Here is a 20,314-nt window from a genome sequence, read left to right on the forward strand (position 1 = left end):
CGTTGAAAGGAGACCGCCATGAGCAGTTCGTGGAAGATCGAGACCCAGGCCATCCAGGGGGGCTATACTCCCAAATCGGGCGACCCCCGCGTCGTCACCATCTGCCAGAGCACCACCTTCAAGTATGACAGCGCGGACCACGTGACGAAACTCTTCGACCTGGAGGAGGCCGGCTACTTCTATACCCGCATCGGCAACCCCACCACCGACGCCTTCGAGCAGAAGCTGGCCATGATGGAAGGGGGCGTCGGCGCCCTGGCCACCTCGGCGGGCCAGGCGGCCACCACCCTTTCCATCTTCAACATCTGCCAGGCGGGCCAGCACTTCGTGACCGCCAGCACCCTCTACGGCGGCACCTACAACCTCTTCGCCTGCACCCTGCCCAAGATGGGGATCGAGGTGACCTTCGTGGACCCGGAAGCCCCGGCCGACGAGATCCTGGCCGCCTTCCGCCCCAACACCAAGGCGCTCTTTGCCGAGACCATCGGCAATCCGGGGCTGAACGTGCTGGACTTCGAGAAATTTTCCGCCGTCGCCAAAGAAAAAGGGGTGCCCCTCATCATCGACAGCACCTTCGCCACCCCCTACCTCTGCCGCCCCTTCGAGCACGGGGCCAACGTGGTGGTCCACTCGGCCACCAAGTACATCGACGGCCTCGCCACCAGCGTCGGCGGCATCATCGTGGACGGGGGCAACTTCGACTGGGGCAACGGCCGCTTCCCGGAGCTGACCGAGCCCGACGCCTCCTATCATGGGCTCCAGTACGTGAAGACCTTCGGCCGCATGGCCTACATCATCAAGGCGCGGGTCCAGCTCATGCGCGACCTGGGCACGACGCCGAGCCCCTTCAACGCCTTCCTCTTCACCCAGGGGCTCCAGACCCTGCCGCTCCGGATGCAGCGCCACAGCGACAACGCCCTGGCCCTGGGCCGGTTCCTGGAAAGCCATCCCTCGGTTAGCTGGGTCAAGTATCCGGGCCTTCCCAGCCACGCCAGCCATGACCGGGCGAAAAAGTACCTGCCCCTGGGGTGCAGCGGCGTCCTCACCTTCGGCATCAAGGGAGGTGCCGAGGCGGGCAAGAAGTTCATGGAGGCGTGCAAACTGGTGGCGCTGGTGGTCCACGTGGGGGACGCCCGCAGCTGCGTGCTTCACCCGGCCAGCACCACCCACCGCCAACTGACCCCCGAGCAGCAGGCTGCGTCGGGCGTCACCCCGGACCTGATCCGGCTTTCCGTCGGCATCGAGCACATCGACGACATCATCGCCGATGTGGATCAGGCCCTGGCCGCAAGCCAGAAATAACGGACGCTGCTCCACGACGCACAAAAGCCTGCCGGATCTCCGGCAGGCTTTTTCGTGTGTGCTGATCGCGGCCTGATGTGAAAGACGATCAGTATTCCGTCGGCTTCTCGATGGTCAGCTTCGGCTGGCCGAGGGGGTTGGGCGACGTCGTCGCAGGCGTTTGGGGCGGTGCCGTGACCGCATCCTCGGGCGCCCCCGAGGTGGGGGGGCCGTCGACCCGGGCGGGAGTCGACCAAATGGCCTCCGGCGCTGGGGTCCGTTTTACCGCCGGCTTCGCGGGTTCCGCCTTTGTCCCGGACAGACCCACGGACTGGGCAAGTACGATCCGCTGCTCGTTGCGCAGCCCCATGGCCTTTGCCAGGGCCGGGGCGTCCAGGGACGCACGAACCACGGTGGCAAGCCCTTCCGAGGCGCAGAAGAGGTAGACGTTCTGGCTGACGGCGCCGGTTGCGACGGCCGCGTAGAACGCCTTGTCCTCGCCCCTGGCCTCGCCCATCCTGCCGTAATCGGCCACGTAGATCAGGTTCACGGGCGCGCCGACCACGAAGGGCTGCTGGCCGGTCAACTCGCGGATGTCCCCGGTGCCCTTCCGGATAAGCCGGTGGCCCCGGGCGTCATAGAGATACAAGCCGTCGGCGGTCGCGACATAGATGTCGATTTCCTGCCGGTTCATGGCGGAGGGGGCGGTCCGTCCCCCCGTATCGGGCCGGTTGATGCCGAAGGCGGCCCAGAGCAGGTCCGAAAGCCGGCGCGGAGACAGAGCCTCTTTGCTGAACTCCCGGGAGCTCTTCCGTTCCCGCAGGGCATCCATGAGGGGCTTGCCCCCCTCCGTCCGGGGAGGAGGCAGGGGGATCGCCCCGGACTCGTCGGCAAAAACCGCCACCGGTGCGGCAAGAAGAAGGCCGAGGGCCCCGGCCGCAACGATTCGTGCAACGCTCATCATGCTATTCTCCCTTCGGAAAATTCTCCGGATGGTGCCGCTCCGAAGAACAAAAAAACGGGAGGCGGCACCCTGTCCGCCCCCCGCCTTCCCGTCAACCTCAGTGCTGCACGTCCTCGTCGCCGGGCTGCTGGGCGGCGGCCCGCAGGGCGGCCTTGTGCTGCTCCAGGGCATCCAGCTCGCGGACCTTCTCGCCGAGCCAGTGGTGGAGTTCACGGGCAGTGTGGTAGTTGAGCACCACGCCGGTGGGAACGAAACGGACAAGGCTCTGGGCGAAGTCTTCCGGCTCCACGCTGGTCTCGGCGCCGATGGTGCCGCTGGGGGTCAGTTCGTGGGTAACTTCGTTGGGGAGCGGCGGGCGCTCGAGATAGAAGTTCACGACCAGGTCGCCCCGGGGGGAGATGCCGCCATGGGCGCCATTCACATAGACCGGGTTGTAATCGTAGGTAAAGATGTACTTGAAGGTTACTTCGGGCTTCTTTGACACGAGCGCTTCTCCTTCCTTGCTGGGATTGGGTTGTGTCCCCGTATGTTCGCGAAATCCGGCACCGTCATCGAAAAAAGGGGAGCCGCCTCATTGGCGGCCCCCCTTTAATACCACGTTCCCGTGACGGTTTCGAGTGTTTTTCGCTACGATTCGCTATGCCATCACGATCACCAGATCTTCTTTTTCCACCTTGTCGCCTTCCTTGAACTTCACCTCGGCAACGGCGCCGTCTTCTTTCGCCTTGATGTTGGTCTCCATCTTCATGGCCTCGGTAACCATGAGGACGTCTCCCGCCTTCACGACGTCGCCCGCCTTCACATTGAGCTTCAGGACCTTGCCGGGCATGGGCGCGCCGATATGCTTGGCGTTCCCCTTGTCGGCCTTTTCCCGCTCGGCCTCGTCGGTCTGCACCGATTGGTCGCGCACCACCACCTGCCGCTGTTGGCCGTTAAGCTCGAAGAAGATGTGGCGGGTACCGTCCGGATGCACCTTGCCGACGGCGTTGAGCTTGATGATGAGGGTCTTGCCCGGCTCGATGTCGATGGAGGTCTCCTGCCCCGGCTCCAGGCCGTAGAAGAAGATGGGGGTCGGGATGACCGAGGTGTCCGAATACTCCTGACGGTGCTTGTCGAACTCGGGGTAGACATGAGGGTAGAGCAGGTACGACATGAGATCCTTGTCGTTCACCGCGTGCCCCACCTTGGTCTCGGCCTCCAGGCGCTTCTCTTCGAAGTCGGCCGGCTCCAGGAGCTCGCCGGGGCGGCAGGTGATCGGCTCTTCTCCCTTGAGGATGATCTTCTGCAGCTCAGCGGGCCACCCCTGGTAGGGCTGGCCCAGCATCCCCTTGAACATCCCCACTACCGACTCGGGGAAGCTGAGCTCGTCCCCCTTGGTGAAGACGTCGTCCACGTCCAGGTTGTTTTTCACCAGGAACATGGCCATGTCGCCCACCACCTTGGAGGAGGGGGTCACCTTGACGATGTCGCCAAAGAGCCTGTTGACCTTGAAGTACATCTCCTTGCACTCCTCCCACCGGTCCAGCAGGCCGAGACCGGCCACCTGGGGCTTGTAGTTGGAGTACTGGCCGCCGGGGATCTCGTGGTGGTAGACCTCGGCAGTGCCGCTCTTGAGCCCCGATTCGAAGGGGGTGTAGTAGTCCCGCACCGTCTCCCAGTAGTTGGCCAGGTGCTGGAGCCCCTCGTCGTCCAGGGCCGGGTCCCACTCGGTCCCCTTGAGGGCGGCCAGGAGCGCGTTCAGGTTCGGCTGGGCCGTGAGGCCGGAGATGGAGGAGAGGGCCGCGTCCACGATGTCGACCCCGGCCTGGCAGGCCATGAGCAGCGTGGCGTTGCCGTTGGAGGAGGTATCGTGGGTATGGAGGTGGACCGGGATGCCGATGTTCTCCTTGAGGGCCTTCACCAGCTTGTGGGCGGCCATGGGCTTGAGCAGCCCCGCCATGTCCTTGATGGCCAGGATGTGGGCGCCCATCTGCTCCAGTTCCTTGGCCATGGCCACGTAGTATTCCAGCGGATACTTGTCCCGCTTGGGATCGGTGATGTCGCCGGTGTAGCAGATGGCCGCCTCGCAGATCTTGCCGGTCTTGCGCACCGCCTCCATGGCCACGGTCATCCCCCGGGTCCAGTTGAGGGAATCGAAGACCCGGAAGATGTCGACGCCGCTGGCGGCGGCCTCCTCCACGAAGCGCTGCACCACGTTGTCGGGATAGTTGGTGTAGCCCACGGCGTTGGAGCCCCGCAGGAGCATCTGGAAGAGGATGTTGGGGATCGCCTCCGAGAGCTTGTGGAGCCGCTGCCAGGGATCCTCCTTCAGGAAGCGCATGGAGACGTCGAAGGTGGCGCCGCCCCAGCACTCCAGCGAGAAGAGCCCGGCACCCAGGTACGAGGTGGGCTCGGCGATCTTTAGCAGGTCATAGGTGCGGACCCGGGTCGCCAGGAGCGACTGGTGGGCATCCCGCATGGTGGTGTCGGTGATCAGGAGCTTTTTCTGCTCCAGGATCCACTTGGAGAGCCCCTCGGCGCCGAGCTTCATGAACAGGTCGCGGGAGCCGGCGGGCCGGGGAACCGTATAGTCAACCTCGGGCACCCGGGCCTCGATCATCTCCGCCGACTTGAGGGGCTTGGCAACGCCGGGGGAGCCGTTCACGATGACGTCGCCCAGGAAATTGAGCACCTTGGTGGCCCGGTCTTTCTTCTCGCTAATGGCCAGAAGCTCGGGGTGCTTCTCGATGAATGACGTATCGCAGGTACCGGCCAGGAAGACCGGGTGGGTGACCACGTTCTCCAGGAACGGGATATTGGTCTTCACGCCCCGGACCCGGAACTCCTGGAGGGAGCGGTTCATGATGTGGGCCGCCTCGTCGAAGGTGAGCCCCCACGAGGTGACCTTCACCAGAAGCGAGTCGTAATGGGGGGTGATGACCGAACCGGTGAAGGCGTTGCCCGCGTCGAGCCGCACCCCGAAGCCGGCCGAGGAGCGGTAGGTGGTGATGGTGCCGAAATCCGGGGCAAAGTTGTTGGCCGGGTCCTCGGTGGTGATCCGGCACTGGATGGCGTAGCCCCGCATGGCGATGGCCGACTGGTTCGGGACGTTGATGGGGGGGTCCGAGAGCTTCTTCCCCTCGGCGATGAGGATCTGGGCCTGCACCAGGTTCCTGCCGGTGATCATCTCGGTGACCGTGTGCTCCACCTGGATTCGGGGGTTCATCTCGATGAAGTACCAGCTCCCCTCCTGGTCCAGCAGGAATTCCACGGTGCCGGCGTTCACGTAGCCCACCTGACCCGCGATCTTGAGGGCCGCGTTGCAGATCTCGTCCCGCAGCTTCTGGGTCAGGGAGAGCGACGGCGCGAACTCAACCACCTTCTGGTGACGGCGCTGGATGGAGCAGTCGCGCTCGTAGAAGTGGACCAGGTTGCCGTGGTGGTCCCCCAGCACCTGCACCTCGATGTGCTTGGGATTCTCCAGGTAGCGCTCCAGGAAGACCGCCGGGTTGCCGAAGGCGGCCTTGGCCTCGCTGCGGGCCGCCACCAGCCCCTCCAGCAGCTCTTTCTTGTTGCGGGCAACCCGCATGCCCCGCCCGCCGCCGCCGGCAGCCGCCTTGATGATGATGGGATAGCCGTGCTGCTTGGCGAAGATGAGCGCTTCTTCCTCGTGCTCGATGGGCTCCTCGGTTCCGGGAACCACGGGCACCTCGGCGGCAATGGCCACCTTGCGGGCCGAGACCTTGTCGCCCAGGGCCCGCTGCATCTCGGCCCGGGGACCGATGAAGGCGATGCCGGCCCGCTCGCACGCCTCGGCGAACTCGGCATTCTCCGAAAGGAAGCCGTAGCCCGGGTGAATGGCGTCCACGTCCGCCCGCTTGGCAATGGAGATGATTTCGTCGATCCCCAGGTAGGCATCGATGGGGGCTTTCCCCTTGCCCACCAGGTAGGCCTCGTCCGCCTTGTAGCGGTGGAGGGACAGCTTGTCCTCCTCCGAGTAGATGGCCACCGTGCTGATCCCCAGCTCAGTGCAGGCCCGGAAGATGCGGATCGCGATCTCTCCGCGGTTGGCGGCCATTACTTTTCTGAACTTTCTCTTTTCCATCGGAACCTCCCCGGTTTTTACCTAAAATAAAACAAATACAACCTAATTAAAACTTTAGTTAAACTAAAATTATTTCGTTATTTTATATAGTTACACGACTGTAAACGAGAAGATGAATAAATCAGATTGCCCATAAGTTGTCAACGATAAACTTCCGTTCTAAAATCAGCCAACTCATTCCCTGCTTCCTCACGAACAGCCGCGGTCGCGGCCGCCTCCCGCCGGCGCGGCTGCCGGCGCCGGGCGGCCCGGAACAACTTTTTTCGTTACACAAATACGCATATAGTGATAGTATTAAAACGCTTTGCACCCCACCAAAGGAGATTTGACTGCAATGAACCTGACGAAGACACTGCGTGCGAACATCCTCTCCCTCGCTGCACTGGTTGCACTCTCCGGAGCGGCGATCGGGGCGGAGGCGGCACCCGCCAAGAAGGAAGACAAAACCGACAAGCCTGCGGCGGCCCCGGCCAAGCAGGAAGAAAAGAACGTTGCCCCCCTCGACCCGGCAGCGGTGGTGGTGAAGGTCAACGGCGTAGCCATAACCCGCGCCGAGGTTGACCGGGCAAAGAAAGTCCTCATGTCCCAGAACCGGATGACCCAGCCCGTGACTCCCGATATCGCCCAGAAGGTGGAAGAGGCGGCGGTGAGCCAGCTCATCGCCAAGGAACTCCTCTACCAGGCCGGCAGGAAACAGGAGATCAAGGATCTGGACAAGCAGATCCAGGAGCGGGTAAGCCAGAGCAAGGCCCGCTTCCCCTCACAGGAAGAGTACCTGAAGACCCTCAAGAGCATGGACATGACCGAGAAGGACGTCGAGACCTTCGCCCGGGAAGACCTGGTCATCAACAATCTGATCGAAAAAGACGTCGTGGCCAAGACCACCGTGTCCGACGAAGAGGCCAAGAAGTTCTATAACGACAACATCGACAAGTTCAAGCGGGACGAGACGGTGAAGGCGAGCCACATCCTGATCAAGGTGGAGCCCAACGCTTCCGCCGACGACAAGAAGAAGGCCAAGGAAAAGGCCGAGGCGATCCTGAAGCAGGTGAAGGGCGGCGCCGACTTCGCCGAGGTGGCCAAGAAGGAGTCCGGCTGTCCCAGCGCACCCCAGGGCGGCGATCTGGGCTTCTTCGGCAAGGGCCAGATGGTTCCCCCGTTCGAGAAGGCCGCCTTCGCCATGAAGCCCGGCGAGGTGAGCGATGTGGTCGAGACCCAGTTCGGCTACCACATCATCAAGCTGACCGACAAGCGCCCCGCCGAGACCGTCAAGTTCGAGGAGACCAAGGACCGGATCGTTCAGTTCCTGAAGCAGCAGAAGGTTCAGGAAGGGATCAACGAGTACGTGGAGAACCTGAAGAAAGCTGCCAAGATCGAGATGGCCAAGTAGCCCTCACCGGTTCACGGCTTGCGCAGCACGAAAAAAGGCCCGTCCACAGCGACGGGCCTTTTTTTATATCTGCACCCCGGAACATCAGGACTTCGGTGCGTCCTTGTCCGTCCCGATCCTGTCCATGAACATCTTGATGAGGTCGATGGGGACCGGGAAGATGGTGGTGGAGTTCTTCTCCGCGGCCACCTCGGTGAGGGTCTGGAGATAGCGGAGCTGGAGCGAGGTGGGCTCGGCGGCCAGCACCTTTGCCGCCTGGGCCAGCTTTTCCGATGCCTGGTACTCGCCGTCGGCATGGATGATCTTGGCCCGCCGCTCCCGCTCGGCCTCGGCCTGCTTGGCAATGGCCCGGAGCATCTCCTGGGGGAGGTCGATGTTCTTCACCTCCACGGCGGTCACCTTGACTCCCCAGGGCCCCGTGTGGCGGTCCAGAATCTCCTGGAGCTCCTTGTTGATCTTTTCCCGGTTGGCCAGGAGCTCGTCCAGCTCCACCTGCCCCAGGACGCTCCGCAGGGTGGTCTGGGCCAGCTGGCTGGTGGCGTACAGGTAGTTCTCCACCTCCACGATGGCCTTCTGGGGCTCCATGACCCGGAAATAGATGACCGCAGACACCTTGACGGTCACGTTGTCGTGGGTGATGACGTCCTGGGGGGGCACATCCAGGGCCACGGTCCGCAGGGACACCCGCACCAGCTTGTCGACCCCCGGGATGATGAAGAACAGCCCCGGCCCCCGCGCCCCGGCCAGGCGACCGAGCCGGAACAGCACCCCCCGCTCGTACTCGGGGAGAATCCTCACGGCGCTGGCCACGAACATGATCAGCAGGACAATGAGGAACATGAACGGCACATAGTTGAAAATATCGAACATGGGGAAACCTCCCTTACGTGGGGGCGAATTCGTCTCTTCGCCCATGATTGCATCCGTCTGGAAATGGGCGATCGCAAGGATCGCCCCTACGATAACTTTTTCACCTTGACCCTCATCCCGTCCACCGCAACCACCATTACCCGGTCCCCCTCGGCCAGGGGTTCATCGCTCCAGGCGTCCCAGTATTCGCCGTGGATGAAGACCCGCCCCTCGGGAGCGATGGGGGATAGAGCCTTGCCGGTCTCCCCCACCAGGCCTTCGCCGCCGGTGGTGGGCTTGCGGCGATGCGCCCGGACCGCCATGGTGACGGCGAAGATCGAAAAAGCCGACACGGCAGCCACCGTCACGGCGATCACCTGCCAGGAAACCCGGAGATAGGGCTCCGGCGACTCGAAGAGAAGGATCGATCCGAGAACCATGGCAATGACGCCTCCCACCGTCAGCATGCCGCCCGAGACCACCTTGATCTCGGCAATGAAAAGGATGAGCGCAAGCAGGATGAGAAGCACGCCGGCATAGTTGACCGGCAGGGTCTGGAAGGCGAAGAAGGCCAGGATCAGGGCAATGCCGCCGATGACGCCGGGCAGGATCACGCCGGGGTTCGACAACTCGAAGAACAGCCCCAGGAACCCGAGCATCATGAGGACGTAGGCCACGTTGGGATTGCCGATGGCGTCGAGGATCCGCTCCCGGGTCGTCATCTCCGCCTCCCGGACCGGAGCCCCGGCCAGCCGCAGGACCGTGTCGCCCCCCGGACGGGACACCGGCCGCCCCTCCAGTTGGGCAAAGAGAGCGGACCGGTCGGCGGCGATCAGGTCAATCATCTTCTCTTCCAGGGCCTTTTCAGCGGGGAGCGACAGGCTTTCGCGCACCATCCGCCGCGCCACCTCGGCATTGCGCCCCCGGCGGGAAGCGATGCCGTCCACGTAAGCCTCGGCATCGTTGAGTACCTTCTGCTCCATGACCTTGTCCTGCTTCTCGCCGATGGCCACGGGATGGGCCGCGCCGATGTTCGTCCCCGGCGCCATGGCGGCGATATCGGCCGCCAGCGTGATGATTGCCCCCGCCGAGGCGGCCCGGGCCCCGGCCGGCGCCACGTAAACCGCCACGGGCACGGGGCTGGCCAGGATATCCTTGACGATCTCCCGCATGGCCGTGTCGAGGCCGCCGGGGGTATCCATCTCCACCAGCACGAGCCGATCCCCCTTCCGGGCCGCATCGTCCAGGTTCCGCTTGAGGAATGAGGCGGTAACCGGGTTCACGGCCCCCCTGAGGCCGACCACCCGCACATCGCCCCCGGTGGACGCCAGGAGCGCCGCGCCGGTGCAGATCATGAGGCACCAGGCGATCAGCGCGCCGATCCGGATCCCCCGCCGGGATCCCCCCATGGCCGGAACGAGGGCTCTCATGGGAAGCTCGCCACGACGTACTCCCCGATCTTCAGGGCATCGGCCGGCGGGATCATCGCTTCGCCGAAGGCCGGCATGCCCGGACCCGGGTTGCGGATGTAGGCCGCCACGTCCCGGACGGTCCGGATGCCGTTGGCCTCCCGCCGGGCCCGCGCCAGGGTCTTTTCCGGGTGGACGGTGTTGCCTCCCTGCGGATGGCAGCCGGCGCAGTGGGTGGCGAACAGCTCGCCGCCTCCAGCGCCGGACCCGCCGCTGCAGCCGGCCGCCAGGGCCAGGGCCATGCAGGCGGCCACCGGGGCAAGCCCTCTCATGACGATTGCCCCCCCTCGAGGGCGGGCGCGGGAGCCCCGGACTCCTTCTTCTCGTCTTTCTCGCCGGACGAGCCGAATTTCTTCATGCTCTCGATCATTTCCCGCAGCCGGCGATCCACCAGGAAGTTGACGGTCCCCTCCGGGTAGCTGCCGTCCTCCTGCAGGGCGCCGGCCGGAACGCCGGTCAGGATCTCGATCCCCTCGTCAATGGTGGATACGCTCCAGATGTGGAATTTCCCCTCACGCACCGCCTGCACCACCTCGTCGCTCAGCATCAGGTGCCGCTCGTTGGACGCGGGGATCATGACCCCCTGGTCGCCGGTGAGCCCACGGGACTTGCAGACGGCGTAAAAGCCCTCGATCTTGTAGTTTACGCCGCCGATGGGCTGGACCATGCCGTGCTGGTTGACGCTGCCGGTCACGGCGATTCCCTGTTTGATGGGAACACCCGAGAAGGCCGAGAGGAGGCAGTAGAGTTCCGTGGACGAGGCGCTGTCTCCCTCGACCCCTTCGTAGTTCTGCTCGAAGCAGATGGAGGCGGAAAAAGAGAGGGGCTTGTCATGGGCGAACTTCCCGCCCAGGTAGCCGGTGAGGATCAGGACCCCCTTGTCGTGGATGGGGCCCGAGAGCTTCACCTCGCGCTCGATGTTGACCATGCCGGCCCGCCCCAGCCAGACCCGGGACGTGACCCGGGACGGGCGGCCGAAGGTGTGATCCCCCACGGTCATGACCGCCAGGCCGTTGATCTGCCCCACTGCCGCGCCGTCGGTGTCCACCATGATGGTCCCATCGTCGAAGAGCTCCTGCATCCGCTCCTCGATCCGGTTACTCCGGTAGATCTTCTGCTCGATGGCGCGGGTCACGTGGCCATGATCAACCACCTGGCTGCCGTCCTTGCCGGCCCAGTAACTCGCCTCGCGGATCAGGTCGGCGATCTCCATGAACTGCGATGAGAGCTTGTTCTGGTCCTCCACCAGCCGGGCCGAGTACTCGATGAGCCCGGCCACGCCGCTCCGGTCGAAGGGGAGCAGCTTCTCGTTCTTGCAGTGGGTGGCCACGAACAGAGCATAGTCCTTGATCACCTCGGACGTGCGGGCGATGCGGCTGTCGAAATCGGCCTTCACCTTGAAGAACTTGCGGTAGTCGGGCTCCAGGTGGAAGAGGAGGTAGTAGATCCACGGCGACCCGATCATGATGATCTTGGCCTGCAGGGGGACCGACTCGGGCTTCATGGAAACCGTGGTGATGAAGCGGTACTGCTCCAGGGGGTCCTCGATCTTGATCTCGGCGTTGCGGATGCAGCGCTTGAGGGAATCCCAGGAGAAGGGGTTCATCAGAACTTCCCGGGCATCCACGATCAGGTAGCCGCCGTTGGCCCGGTGGAGCGCCCCCGGCTTGATGAGGGTGAAGTTGGTGGTGGCCATGCCCCCCATCTGCATCACGTGCTCGATGCGGCCGAACAGGTTGTTGTAGGTGGGGTTGGGCTCGAACACCACCGGCGCCCCCTCGGTCTCATGGTTGTCCACGAAGACATTCACCTGGTAGCGCTCGAAGGAGGGCTCCTGGCGGGGGAGCTTGAGCCCCGGAATGGGAGACTGAACCGGCTGCTGGGGCTTGAAGTCCTCAAGGTTGGCGATGATGTCCTCCTGCACCGCGTTCAGGTACTCCACCACCGCGGGGTTGTCGCCGTACTTCTCCCGCAGGGGGTCCAGGTGATGCCCCACCGTGGCGTTGCCCAGGTCGCGGTCCAGCTGGGCCAGGGCGTCCTTGGTCTGCTTCTCGTTCTCGCGCACCTGGCGGAGCACGTCGTTCAGCTTGTCGGTCAGCTCCTGCCCGATCTGGCTGATCCGCTCCTTCTCCTCCTCCGGCAGGGCCTCGTACTCCTCCTGGGTGAAGTTGCGGTCCTCCTTCTGGGGAACCATCACCAGCCCCGACACGGTCCGCTGGAGCGCGAACCCCTTGTCCTGGGCCTCGGTCTCCAGGGTCGAAAAGAGCTCGTTATTGTGCTCCTGGTACGACTCGACAATGGTTGCCTTGTTGGTCTCGTACTCCTTGCTGTCCAGGGCCTTGGGGATGACCGAACGGACCGCGGAGATCAGCTCCCGCATGTCCTGCTCCAGCTCGCTCCCCTTGCCCGCCGGCAGCGCCAGGGCGATGGGGAGGTCCGGCGTCTTGAAGTTGTTGACGTAGACCCAGTCCGAGGGGGTCGGCTCGCCCTTTGCCCGTTTCTTCAGGATGTTCTTGACGGTGGAGCTGCGGCCGGTGCCGGGCTCCCCGGCCAGGAACAGGTTGAACCCGCTCTCGCGGATGCCGAGGCCGAAATCGATGGATGCCAGGGCCCGGGCCTGGCCGAGGGTCCCCTCCAGCTCGGGCAGATCATCGGTGGTGGTGAATTCGAACTGATCTGGATCGCAGATCCAGCGGAGCTTCTCGACGGGGAGTTTCAGACGGTCAGTGGACACGGTGGCCTCCTTGAAGTGGTTGACGGTGCATGAACATCATCGCATGACGAAGGTTGAACGGCATCACGGGGCTGCTCCGGCAGGGCGTCGGCCGGCAGCCCGGCAAAGGGGGCGGCAACCGCGGCCTTGGCCTCGGCCACGGTGATCGCCCGGCCCGCTTCACGAGACAGGGTGGTGACCGGGCAGCCCACGATGCCGCAGGGGTGGATGCGGCTGAAGGGGGCCAGATCGTTGCAGATGTTGAGGGCGAAGCCGTGCATGGTAACCCAGCGCCGGACCCCGACCCCGATGGAGGCCAGCTTTCCCCCCTCGGTCCAGATGCCGGTCCGGCCGGCTACCCGCCAGGCCTGCACGCCCAAAGACGCGGCCGCGTCCATCAGCACCTGTTCCAGAAAACGGAGGTACCGGTGCAGATCCCGGCCCCGGCATCCCAGGTCCAGGATGGGGTAGCCCACCAGCTGGCCGGGGCCGTGCCAGGTCACGTCGCCGCCCCGGTTGATCTCCACGGGGCGCACCGACGGGTCCGGAAGACTCCCGCCATCGCCGCGCCGGCCCAGGGTATAGACCGGCGGATGCTCCAGCAGGAGCAGCGTCTCCTCCGCGCGGCCGGCGGCCACGTCGGCAGCGAGCCGCTCCTGGAGGGCAAAGGCCTCGGCGTACTCCATGGCGGCGAGATCCACGATCTTCACGGCACCCCCCCTGCCCGGAAACCGCATCATCATACCAGCATCAGCACCGGATTCTCCAGCACCCTCCGCAATTCGCCCAGGAATTGGGCCGCATAGGCCCCGTCCACCACCCGATGGTCGCAGGAAAGGGTCGCCCGCATGGTCCGGGCGACCGCCAGCTGCCCATCCCGCACCACGGGCCGGTCCGCCACGGCACCCACGGCCAGGATCGCTGCCTGGGGCGGCATGATCACGGCGGCAAACTCATCGATGCCGTACATCCCCAGGTTCGAAACGCTGAAGGTGCCGCCGGAAATCTCCTCCTGGGTGATGGCGCCGCTCCGGGCCCGCTCGGCCAGGCGCACGGTCTGGAGGGCGATCTCCTTCAGGGCCAGCGACTGACACCCCTTCACCACCGGCACCTGCAGCCCCTCCTCCATGGCCACGGCAAAGCCGATGTTCACCTCCCGGTGAGCAACGACACCTCCGTCCCGGAACGAGGCGTTCATCCGGGGAAACTGCACCAGGGCCAGGGCGGCGGCCTTGAGCACCAGGTCGTTGTAGGTCACGGCGTTGCCGCTCCCCTTCAGTTCCCGGACGATCTCACCGGCCTCCTTCATGTCGATCTCGACGGTCTCGTAGAAATGGGGGATGGTGCGCCACGCCTCGGCCGTGATCCGGGCGATGGCGCCCCGCATGCGCGTCATAGGCTCGGCCTCGGGCGGAGCGGGAGATTCGCCCGCAGAGACCTGCCCTGCCTGCGCCGCCGGGGGCTCCTCATTCGCCGCAACCTGATCCAGGTCCTCCATCAGAATGCGCCCCTCGGGGCCGCTCCCCCTCACCTGGTGCAGGTCGATGCCCTTCTCGCGCGCTAGGCGGCGCACGGCGGGAGAGGCCTTGGTATCGTCGCCCGGCGGCAGGGGAGCCGGCGGCGCCGATGCTTCGGGCAACTCCAGCACCCGCTCCGGGATCTCAGGCTCCGCCCCGTTCGCCGGCGCCTCCGGTGGCGGCTGCCAGTCGGCCAGCTCCGGGGGGGCGGCTGCGGCCTTCTCCGTCGGCTTAACCTCATCCGCCCCGCCGATCACGCCGATAACCGTGCCCACGTTCACCAGCTCGCCGGGCTTCACCCGCTGCTCCGCCAGAACGCCCGAGGCGAACGCCTCCAGCTCCATGGTGGCCTTGTCGGTCTCTACCTCGGCGATGATGTCGCCCCGCTCAACCCGGTCGCCCACCCCTTTCTTCCAGGCGACGAGACGGCCTTCGGTCATGGTGTCGGAGAGCTTGGGCATGGTGATGTCGGTTGCCATGAGGATATCCCTTTCTCAGTACGTTCCGCTCAGCGTCTCCCGCACCGCCGCGGCGATCGTCTCCGGTTGCGGAATGCAGAGCTTCTCAATCTTGCGCGAATAGGGCATGGGCACGTCGAGCCCCGACACCCGCCGCACCGGCGCCAGGAGCCGGTCAAAGCACTCCTCCGCGATGATCGCGGCCAGGTGCCCGCCCAGTCCGGCGCTCCGCCAGCACTCCTCCACCACCACGGCCCGGCCGGTCTTCTTCACCGACGCCGTAAAGGTCGCCGTATCGAGGGGGGTCAGGGTCCGCAGGTCCACCACCTCGCAGGATATCCCCTCCTTTGCCAGCTCCTCCGCCGCCTGGAGCGCCAGGATGGTCATGCGCGAATAGGCGACAATGGTCAGGTCCTTCCCCTCACGCTTCACATCCGCCTTTCCGAAGGGAATGACGGACTCCGGGTCGTCGGGCACCTCGCCCTTGCTGTTGTAGAGCAGCTCGTGCTCCAGGAACATGACCGGGTTGTCGTCGCGGATGGCCGCCTTGAGCAGCCCCCGGGCATCCGCCGGTGTGGCCGGCACCGCCACATGGATGCCGGGGCAGTGCATGAAATAGGTTTCCAGGCTCTGGGAATGCTGGGCGCCCAACTGGCTCCCCCCGCCCCCCGGCGCCCTGACCACCATGGGGAGATAGGTCTGGCCCCCGAACATGGAGCGGATCTTGGCCATGTGGTTCACGATCTGGTCCATGGCCAGGAGCGCGAAATTCACCGTCATCAGCTCCGCCACGGGCCTCAAGCCCCCCATGGCAGCGCCCACGGCCACCCCCACGATGGAGTTCTCCGAAATGGGGGTATCCTTCACCCGCTCCTCGCCGAACTCGGCCAGCAGCCCGCGGGTCACCTTGAAGGACCCCTCGTACAGGGCCACGTCTTCCCCCCAGACCACCACCGACGGATCGCGGCGCATCTCTTCCTTCAGGGCCAGGTTCAGGGCATCGCGGTAGTTCATTTCAGGCATCGGAAGCCTCCGGGTTCATGATGGTGCGAGGAATGCAATCTCACCCGCGGTACGCAGCCTCAATTGCGGCGATGTCGATCTTTTTCATCTGCATCATCGCATCGAACGCGCGCTTGGCGGCAGCGGTATCGGGATCGGTGACCGCCTTGGTCAGGGCGATCGGCGTAATCTGCCAGGAAATTCCCCATTTGTCCTTGCACCAGCCGCATACGCTCTCCTGGCCGCCGTTGCCGACGATCGCGTTCCAGTAGCGATCCGTCTCGTCCTGGTCAACGGTTGCGACCTGAAACGAAAACGCTTCGTTGTGCGTGAACTCAGGTCCGCCATTGAGTCCGAGGCACGGGATGCCCATCACCGTAAACTCGACCGTCAACACGTCCCCCTTCTTCCCGGACGGAAAATCTCCCGGTGCGCGGAACACCGCGCCAACGGACGAATCGGGAAAGGTCCGGGCGTAAAACCGCGCCGCGTCCTCGGCGTCGCCATCGTACCACAGGCAAATCGTGTTCTTTGCCGGCTTGTCCATGTCATTTCTCCTTTGGGATGAGCCACCCCGGGCCGAAGTCAGCGATGTGCCCGCAGGCGGAGGGCAGTGGCTCGGCCGCTATCACCGCGTCAACGTACGACCATAGTGTACCATTCCGGGGCGGCTTCGCTGTGCTTCGCATGGGCGGGATGGCGGTCCAATCCGTGACCCGCTCCTGGACGTTTTGTAGCCCCGGTCGGTGAGAATCTCCAACATACACATATGAAATTTGAAGACCCCTTTCTGCTCTCCGCTTTCTCAGGTTTTTTGATTTTTGCAGCTTTGTCCCTGATTCAGTTGCTTTCAATATTTTCTTGCAGCGATGCCAATTAAGACCTATATTTATACCCAAATTAAAGTCTCAAAAGAGGTTATTTATGGAACGTCTTTTTGCCCGTGCCTCGGTCAGCATAAGTGACCTTAAAAAAAACCCCACCCGAATCATTAATCAGTCCGAAGGTGAACCTGTGGCAATCCTCAACCACAACAAGCCAAGTGCATACTTAATCCCCGCCGATGCCTTCGAGGCGCTCATGGAGAAACTGGAGGATTATGAGCTTTCCCAAATTGTGAAGGAACGGGAACACGAGCCGAGTGTCAAGGTCTCCCTCGATGAGCTATAGCCTCGAATTCAAGGAATCCGCCCTGAAGGAGTGGAAAAAACTCGATGGCAGAATCCGTGAACAGTTTAAGAAGAAGCTTACCGAACGGCTTGAGCTTCCTCGCGTCGAGCCGGCCCGACTCTCCGGCATGCCCGATTGCTACAAAATCAAGCTGAAGAACGCCGGCTACCGGCTGGTTTACCAGGTTGACGACAACCGCATCATCGTTACTGTCGTGGCTGTCGGAAAACGCGAAAACCTTACCGTTTATCGAGCGGCAGAGAAAAGGGTGAAACAGTAATAAATTTCGCTCTTGAAATTTGAAGGCACCACCCTTTTCTACTCCACATCAGAAATACTGACAATGATCTGCCTTAATCGCTTTCTCTTCCAAAAACCAGAGCGAATCCACAATACCATCCGCCTCCGGGATGAGCTGCGACTCGTCCACGTCGAAGGTGGCCGCTGCGAGCCGGCAACCGTAGAACCAAGCGTTGCCCGTCTTCTTAACCAGCTTGATGAAATCGTAAATCTCGAGAGGGTCACCGTCACGCCGAACCCTGTCCTTGAACCACTCTTCTTCTGCAGCATGCCGGCTATCGATCTTGACCGCCTTGGCGCCTTTCTCTGTGAGAACCCGTACCGCCCATAAGACAAATAGAATGTCGACCGCAATGCCCTTGCTCGCCGCAACATAGGCAAAGGTTAACGGCGTGTAGAGGCGATCATAGGCGTCATCTCGAACAACAATAGCCAACCGTTTCATGCTGAGCCCTCCTCTCGTCGGTCATCCGATACACCTGTTGTCACAACGAACGGACCAAATTCCGGGGAAACCTTACATATCTCATCTGGAATCAACCAAGATGCCCCCGGAATACTGCGCCAACGCATCACCGCGGCATCAGCGCGAACACACCCCAGCCCAGGTATTCACGCGTGTACGAGGCGTAGCGCCCAGGCTCCGAGGTCAGTTGGGCTCGAACCTCTTTCGCCAACTCGTCGTCGGGATTGGCTTCAAGCCATCGGCGCATGGTGAGCCATTTGGCCGCCTCGTATCTGTCCCAGCCATCTTGGTCGGCCAGAACCATTTCAACGACGTCATAGCCAAGCCGGCCGAACGACGCGAGAAGTTCCGGGAGCATGAGAAAGTCGGAGGTCGAGTTGGCAAGACACCCCCTGGCAACATCTTCCGTCGGCGGCACCTGCCGCCAGTAGGGCTCGCCGATGAGGATGATCCCCCCGGGGCGCAGGCTCCGCGCCAGCAGCTCGATAGTGCCGGCGACTCCCCCGCCGATCCACGTGGCACCGACACAGGCTGCCACACCGGCCTTGTCGTCCGACACGTAGCCGCTAGCATCGCCATGGATGAACGTGACGCGATCGGCAACGCCGAGCTCTTCGGCGCGGAGTTTCGCTTGCGCGGTGAACAACTGACTCATATCGATGCCGGTGCCGATGATGCCGTGATCGCGTGCCCAGGTGCACAGCATCTCCCCCGAACCGCTGCCCAGGTCCAGCACTCGGGTCCCCGGTTCCAGACGCAGCGCCGCGCCGAGAGTGGTGAGCTTTTCGGGTGTAATCGGGTTATGGATGCGGTGAGCGCTTTCGGTGATGGTAAAAATCCGTGGAATGTCCAATGCAGAAAATCTCCTTATGGGTGTGGATTGATTCGAAATCCCGGGGGAATTCTGGGCGGGTCAATAAACAAGGTGTCCCCCGGGTTCTGCCTGTGCCATGTTGAGTGCTCGATTATGACCCTGAAAATGCGCTTCTACGGGTAAAAATCCTCCTGAATTGAGGTGTATTTGCTGAAATATCGGCAAGTTGACTTGGTCCGACCCGATTCACGTCGATTCGAGAGTTAGCTCAGTACCTTTGCGAGGTAATTAAGAAATGCCTTTGAATCTGCAAAGTAGTTAGGATAAGCGGCTTTTAGTGCATGCATTGATCCAGCTGCTACCAATACAACATCATAAGTAGAATCATTTTTTGCTGCTTTTTCTTTTTCAAGGTATGCTTTAGTAGCTTTATCTAAATCAGCAGACGTATATTGGGTTACCATGATGGCTTGCGCAGTATCTGTTAGTTCTAGTAAGAAATAGTCAGTTCTATTGTCTTGCTTCGTCGCAACATACTGTGTAGAGACTGCAAACGCATTTAGTCTATTGACAACGCTCAGACTATCAGCAAGTTTTTTTAAATGTAATTTGGTGTCTATTCCATCTAGGTGGTTACCTATTGGCCTTTTTTCAAGCTTTGCAAATTCAGCGCTGGCATACATGAAAAAGTCGAGCCATTCTTTACTACCATGACTGGCTTTTAACGCTTGTCGTGTGAATATGTCCACTATTTCGACTGATGTAGCCCATGCGTGCTGTATTTTTGATCTAAGCTGAATTTCTACAAAATAATCAGAGTACGCCTTCTTTCCACCTTTATATTTATATACTAGATGTATGCCTCTATATCCTGACAACTTTGGATTTTGTATATAATCATCTTTTTTATGTAATTTGTGCCTTGTCCTACTATTAGTAATAGAGTCAGATAATTTTTCAACCATATTAACATTGTTAACTACTGCTCTACATCCACTGATATCTTGCATACGATGTAGCTTCATTTGAGGAAATCTAGATAACTTATCAAGTATCGATGGCGTCCTTTTTAGTCGCTGTACCACGATAGTATTTGCATCAATTTTACTTGATTGTGTCCTGAGAAATATCAGTAATGCATGCATTGGATATGCATGCGCTGCCCTCCAACTTGAGAGAACATCCATAGCTGTTGACAGCTCTTGATCAGTAACTGATTCGCTGATTAATTGCTCTCCAGCTCGCATAACATCTTTCTTGGAGTAATCACAGGTTACCCATTTCATTTTAAGATCTCCTAGTTAAAGAGATAACGGTGGTGCGAATGACCTGGGAGCGAAGCGAAACAGGTCTATTCGTGTGTTGGATCGTCTCTTCGCGATAAGCAAAAACGTACTTCATCCTTTCGAGGTCGGCCTTTAATAAAACAGACATCACCATTTTTCAAATCTGCCTCCCGCAACGTCAGATCATCTAAAATTTCACGATCTGCATCGTCTGTTCGTACATACAGAACAGGAATGTAAATTCTGCACATAGCATCTATGGTATCGCCTGCAGGACCTTTCTTCAGATGATTAAGAAACAAAGCTATAAAATCCCATACCTGAAGATTCTCAGGAGCTCGCACAAAGTGTAAACCGCCATCTGTAGAGGACTCCACTCGTAGTTCAATAAATTTCAACTTTGTGAACCTATGCCGCCTGAATAGATCCAAGGCAGGAATTGTAAGGGCTGTCGTAGTTAAAATTATGAATAAATATCCATACCAACCTAGTCTTGCAAAAAATTGTGAGTTTACTCCGAAAAGTCCTATCGGCTCCAAGAGCAACCACAC

The 20,314-nt window shown here is 61.5% G+C and carries 18 protein-coding genes; 4 read left to right on the forward strand and 14 right to left on the reverse strand.

The features are described 5' to 3' along the window. The first annotated feature begins 18 nt into the window (after nt 1–18). Nucleotides 19–1,302, forward strand: coding sequence for an O-acetylhomoserine aminocarboxypropyltransferase/cysteine synthase family protein (locus GS_RS12190; RefSeq protein ID WP_010943062.1), 1,284 nt, complete (start codon nt 19–21; stop codon nt 1,300–1,302). An 88-nt stretch (nt 1,303–1,390) separates the two neighbouring features. Here GS_RS12190 and GS_RS12195 read toward each other — a convergent pair whose 3' ends face one another. The 3 genes from GS_RS12195 to GS_RS12205 all read right to left on the reverse strand — a co-directional run bounded on the left by GS_RS12195 (nt 1,391) and on the right by GS_RS12205 (nt 6,329). Beyond that, entirely contained in the window at nt 1,391–2,245 is an 855-nt protein-coding gene (locus GS_RS12195) for a SagB/ThcOx family dehydrogenase (protein ID WP_010943063.1), read from the reverse strand. Nucleotides 2,246–2,342: 97 nt separating this feature from the next. After that, complete coding sequence (locus GS_RS12200) at nt 2,343–2,729, reverse strand: hypothetical protein (RefSeq protein ID WP_010943064.1); 387 nt, start codon at nt 2,727–2,729, stop codon at nt 2,343–2,345. A gap of 153 nt (nt 2,730–2,882) precedes the next feature. Further along, nucleotides 2,883–6,329 (reverse strand): pyruvate carboxylase, encoded by a 3,447-nt coding sequence (locus GS_RS12205; protein WP_010943065.1) that lies wholly within the window; start codon nt 6,327–6,329, stop codon nt 2,883–2,885. A gap of 334 nt (nt 6,330–6,663) precedes the next feature. On the opposite strand from GS_RS12205, the gene GS_RS12210 reads away from it, so the two are divergent. Further along, complete coding sequence (locus tag GS_RS12210) at nt 6,664–7,719, forward strand: peptidylprolyl isomerase (RefSeq protein WP_010943066.1); 1,056 nt, start codon at nt 6,664–6,666, stop codon at nt 7,717–7,719. An 84-nt stretch (nt 7,720–7,803) separates the two neighbouring features. Here the strand turns inward: GS_RS12210 and GS_RS12215 are convergent, their stop codons facing one another. The 8 genes from GS_RS12215 to GS_RS12250 form a co-directional block, all read right to left on the reverse strand. Continuing rightward, the gene (locus tag GS_RS12215) at nt 7,804–8,589 is read right to left on the reverse strand and encodes a slipin family protein (RefSeq protein WP_010943067.1); all 786 of its coding nucleotides are present in this window, start codon (nt 8,587–8,589) and stop codon (nt 7,804–7,806) included. Nucleotides 8,590–8,675: 86 nt separating this feature from the next. Next, entirely contained in the window at nt 8,676–9,998 is a 1,323-nt protein-coding gene (locus GS_RS12220; protein ID WP_010943068.1) for an NfeD family protein, read from the reverse strand. Continuing rightward, the gene (locus GS_RS12225; protein WP_010943069.1) at nt 9,995–10,309 is read right to left on the reverse strand and encodes a c-type cytochrome; all 315 of its coding nucleotides are present in this window, start codon (nt 10,307–10,309) and stop codon (nt 9,995–9,997) included. The genes GS_RS12220 and GS_RS12225 overlap by 4 nt, the downstream gene beginning before the upstream one ends. After that, the gene (locus tag GS_RS12230; protein WP_010943070.1) at nt 10,306–12,771 is read right to left on the reverse strand and encodes a Lon protease family protein; all 2,466 of its coding nucleotides are present in this window, start codon (nt 12,769–12,771) and stop codon (nt 10,306–10,308) included. Before GS_RS12230 ends, GS_RS12225 begins: the two co-directional genes overlap by 4 nt. Continuing rightward, a complete protein-coding gene (gene lipB / locus GS_RS12235) occupies nt 12,753–13,460 on the reverse strand; it encodes a lipoyl(octanoyl) transferase LipB (RefSeq protein ID WP_010943071.1) in 708 nt (235 codons plus the stop codon). The genes GS_RS12230 and lipB overlap by 19 nt, the downstream gene beginning before the upstream one ends. A gap of 29 nt (nt 13,461–13,489) precedes the next feature. After that, nucleotides 13,490–14,746: a dihydrolipoamide acetyltransferase family protein gene (locus GS_RS12240; RefSeq protein WP_010943072.1), complete on the reverse strand. Its 1,257-nt coding sequence runs from the start codon at nt 14,744–14,746 to the stop codon at nt 13,490–13,492. Between the two features lie 15 nt (nt 14,747–14,761). After that, nucleotides 14,762–15,748, reverse strand: coding sequence for an alpha-ketoacid dehydrogenase subunit beta (locus GS_RS12245; RefSeq protein WP_010943073.1), 987 nt, complete (start codon nt 15,746–15,748; stop codon nt 14,762–14,764). Between the two features lie 40 nt (nt 15,749–15,788). Next, nucleotides 15,789–16,274, reverse strand: coding sequence for a VOC family protein (locus tag GS_RS12250; RefSeq protein ID WP_010943074.1), 486 nt, complete (start codon nt 16,272–16,274; stop codon nt 15,789–15,791). A gap of 377 nt (nt 16,275–16,651) precedes the next feature. On the opposite strand from GS_RS12250, the gene GS_RS12255 reads away from it, so the two are divergent. Together GS_RS12255 and GS_RS12260 are read left to right on the forward strand one after the other, a co-directional pair. Continuing rightward, nucleotides 16,652–16,897, forward strand: coding sequence for a type II toxin-antitoxin system Phd/YefM family antitoxin (locus GS_RS12255; RefSeq protein ID WP_010943075.1), 246 nt, complete (start codon nt 16,652–16,654; stop codon nt 16,895–16,897). Next, nucleotides 16,887–17,177, forward strand: a complete 291-nt coding sequence (locus GS_RS12260) for a type II toxin-antitoxin system RelE family toxin (RefSeq protein ID WP_010943076.1) — start codon at nt 16,887–16,889, stop codon at nt 17,175–17,177. The genes GS_RS12255 and GS_RS12260 overlap by 11 nt, the downstream gene beginning before the upstream one ends. A 48-nt stretch (nt 17,178–17,225) precedes the next feature. Here GS_RS12260 and GS_RS12265 read toward each other — a convergent pair whose 3' ends face one another. The 3 genes from GS_RS12265 to GS_RS12275 form a co-directional block, all read right to left on the reverse strand. Next, nucleotides 17,226–17,642 carry a hypothetical protein gene (locus tag GS_RS12265; protein WP_010943077.1) on the reverse strand — a complete coding sequence of 139 codons (417 nt, stop codon included), beginning with the start codon at nt 17,640–17,642 and terminating at the stop codon, nt 17,226–17,228. 127 nt (nt 17,643–17,769) lie between these two features. Continuing rightward, nucleotides 17,770–18,516, reverse strand: a complete 747-nt coding sequence (locus GS_RS12270; protein WP_010943078.1) for an SAM-dependent methyltransferase — start codon at nt 18,514–18,516, stop codon at nt 17,770–17,772. A gap of 224 nt (nt 18,517–18,740) precedes the next feature. Then, a complete protein-coding gene (locus GS_RS12275) occupies nt 18,741–19,763 on the reverse strand; it encodes a RelA/SpoT domain-containing protein (protein WP_010943079.1) in 1,023 nt (340 codons plus the stop codon). Nucleotides 19,764–20,314 lie beyond the last annotated feature (551 nt).

It is taken from the genome of Geobacter sulfurreducens PCA (assembly GCF_000007985.2).
GTDB classification, from domain to species: Bacteria; Desulfobacterota; Desulfuromonadia; order Geobacterales; family Geobacteraceae; genus Geobacter; species Geobacter sulfurreducens.

Coding starts and splice junctions, on each gene's coding strand:
- GS_RS12260 (WP_010943076.1), top strand. CDS start 16,887: ATGAGCTATAGCCTCGAATTCAAGGAATCCGCCCTGAAGGAGTGGAAA.
- GS_RS12195 (WP_010943063.1), bottom strand. CDS start 2,245: ATGATGAGCGTTGCACGAATCGTTGCGGCCGGGGCCCTCGGCCTTCTT.
- GS_RS12250 (WP_010943074.1), bottom strand. CDS start 16,274: ATGGACAAGCCGGCAAAGAACACGATTTGCCTGTGGTACGATGGCGAC.
- GS_RS12240 (WP_010943072.1), bottom strand. CDS start 14,746: ATGGCAACCGACATCACCATGCCCAAGCTCTCCGACACCATGACCGAA.
- GS_RS12205 (WP_010943065.1), bottom strand. CDS start 6,329: ATGGAAAAGAGAAAGTTCAGAAAAGTAATGGCCGCCAACCGCGGAGAG.
- GS_RS12220 (WP_010943068.1), bottom strand. CDS start 9,998: ATGAGAGCCCTCGTTCCGGCCATGGGGGGATCCCGGCGGGGGATCCGG.
- GS_RS12190 (WP_010943062.1), top strand. CDS start 19: ATGAGCAGTTCGTGGAAGATCGAGACCCAGGCCATCCAGGGGGGCTAT.
- GS_RS12245 (WP_010943073.1), bottom strand. CDS start 15,748: ATGCCTGAAATGAACTACCGCGATGCCCTGAACCTGGCCCTGAAGGAA.
- GS_RS12275 (WP_010943079.1), bottom strand. CDS start 19,763: ATGAAATGGGTAACCTGTGATTACTCCAAGAAAGATGTTATGCGAGCT.
- GS_RS12255 (WP_010943075.1), top strand. CDS start 16,652: ATGGAACGTCTTTTTGCCCGTGCCTCGGTCAGCATAAGTGACCTTAAA.
- GS_RS12215 (WP_010943067.1), bottom strand. CDS start 8,589: ATGTTCGATATTTTCAACTATGTGCCGTTCATGTTCCTCATTGTCCTG.
- GS_RS12210 (WP_010943066.1), top strand. CDS start 6,664: ATGAACCTGACGAAGACACTGCGTGCGAACATCCTCTCCCTCGCTGCA.
- GS_RS12225 (WP_010943069.1), bottom strand. CDS start 10,309: ATGAGAGGGCTTGCCCCGGTGGCCGCCTGCATGGCCCTGGCCCTGGCG.
- GS_RS12265 (WP_010943077.1), bottom strand. CDS start 17,642: ATGAAACGGTTGGCTATTGTTGTTCGAGATGACGCCTATGATCGCCTC.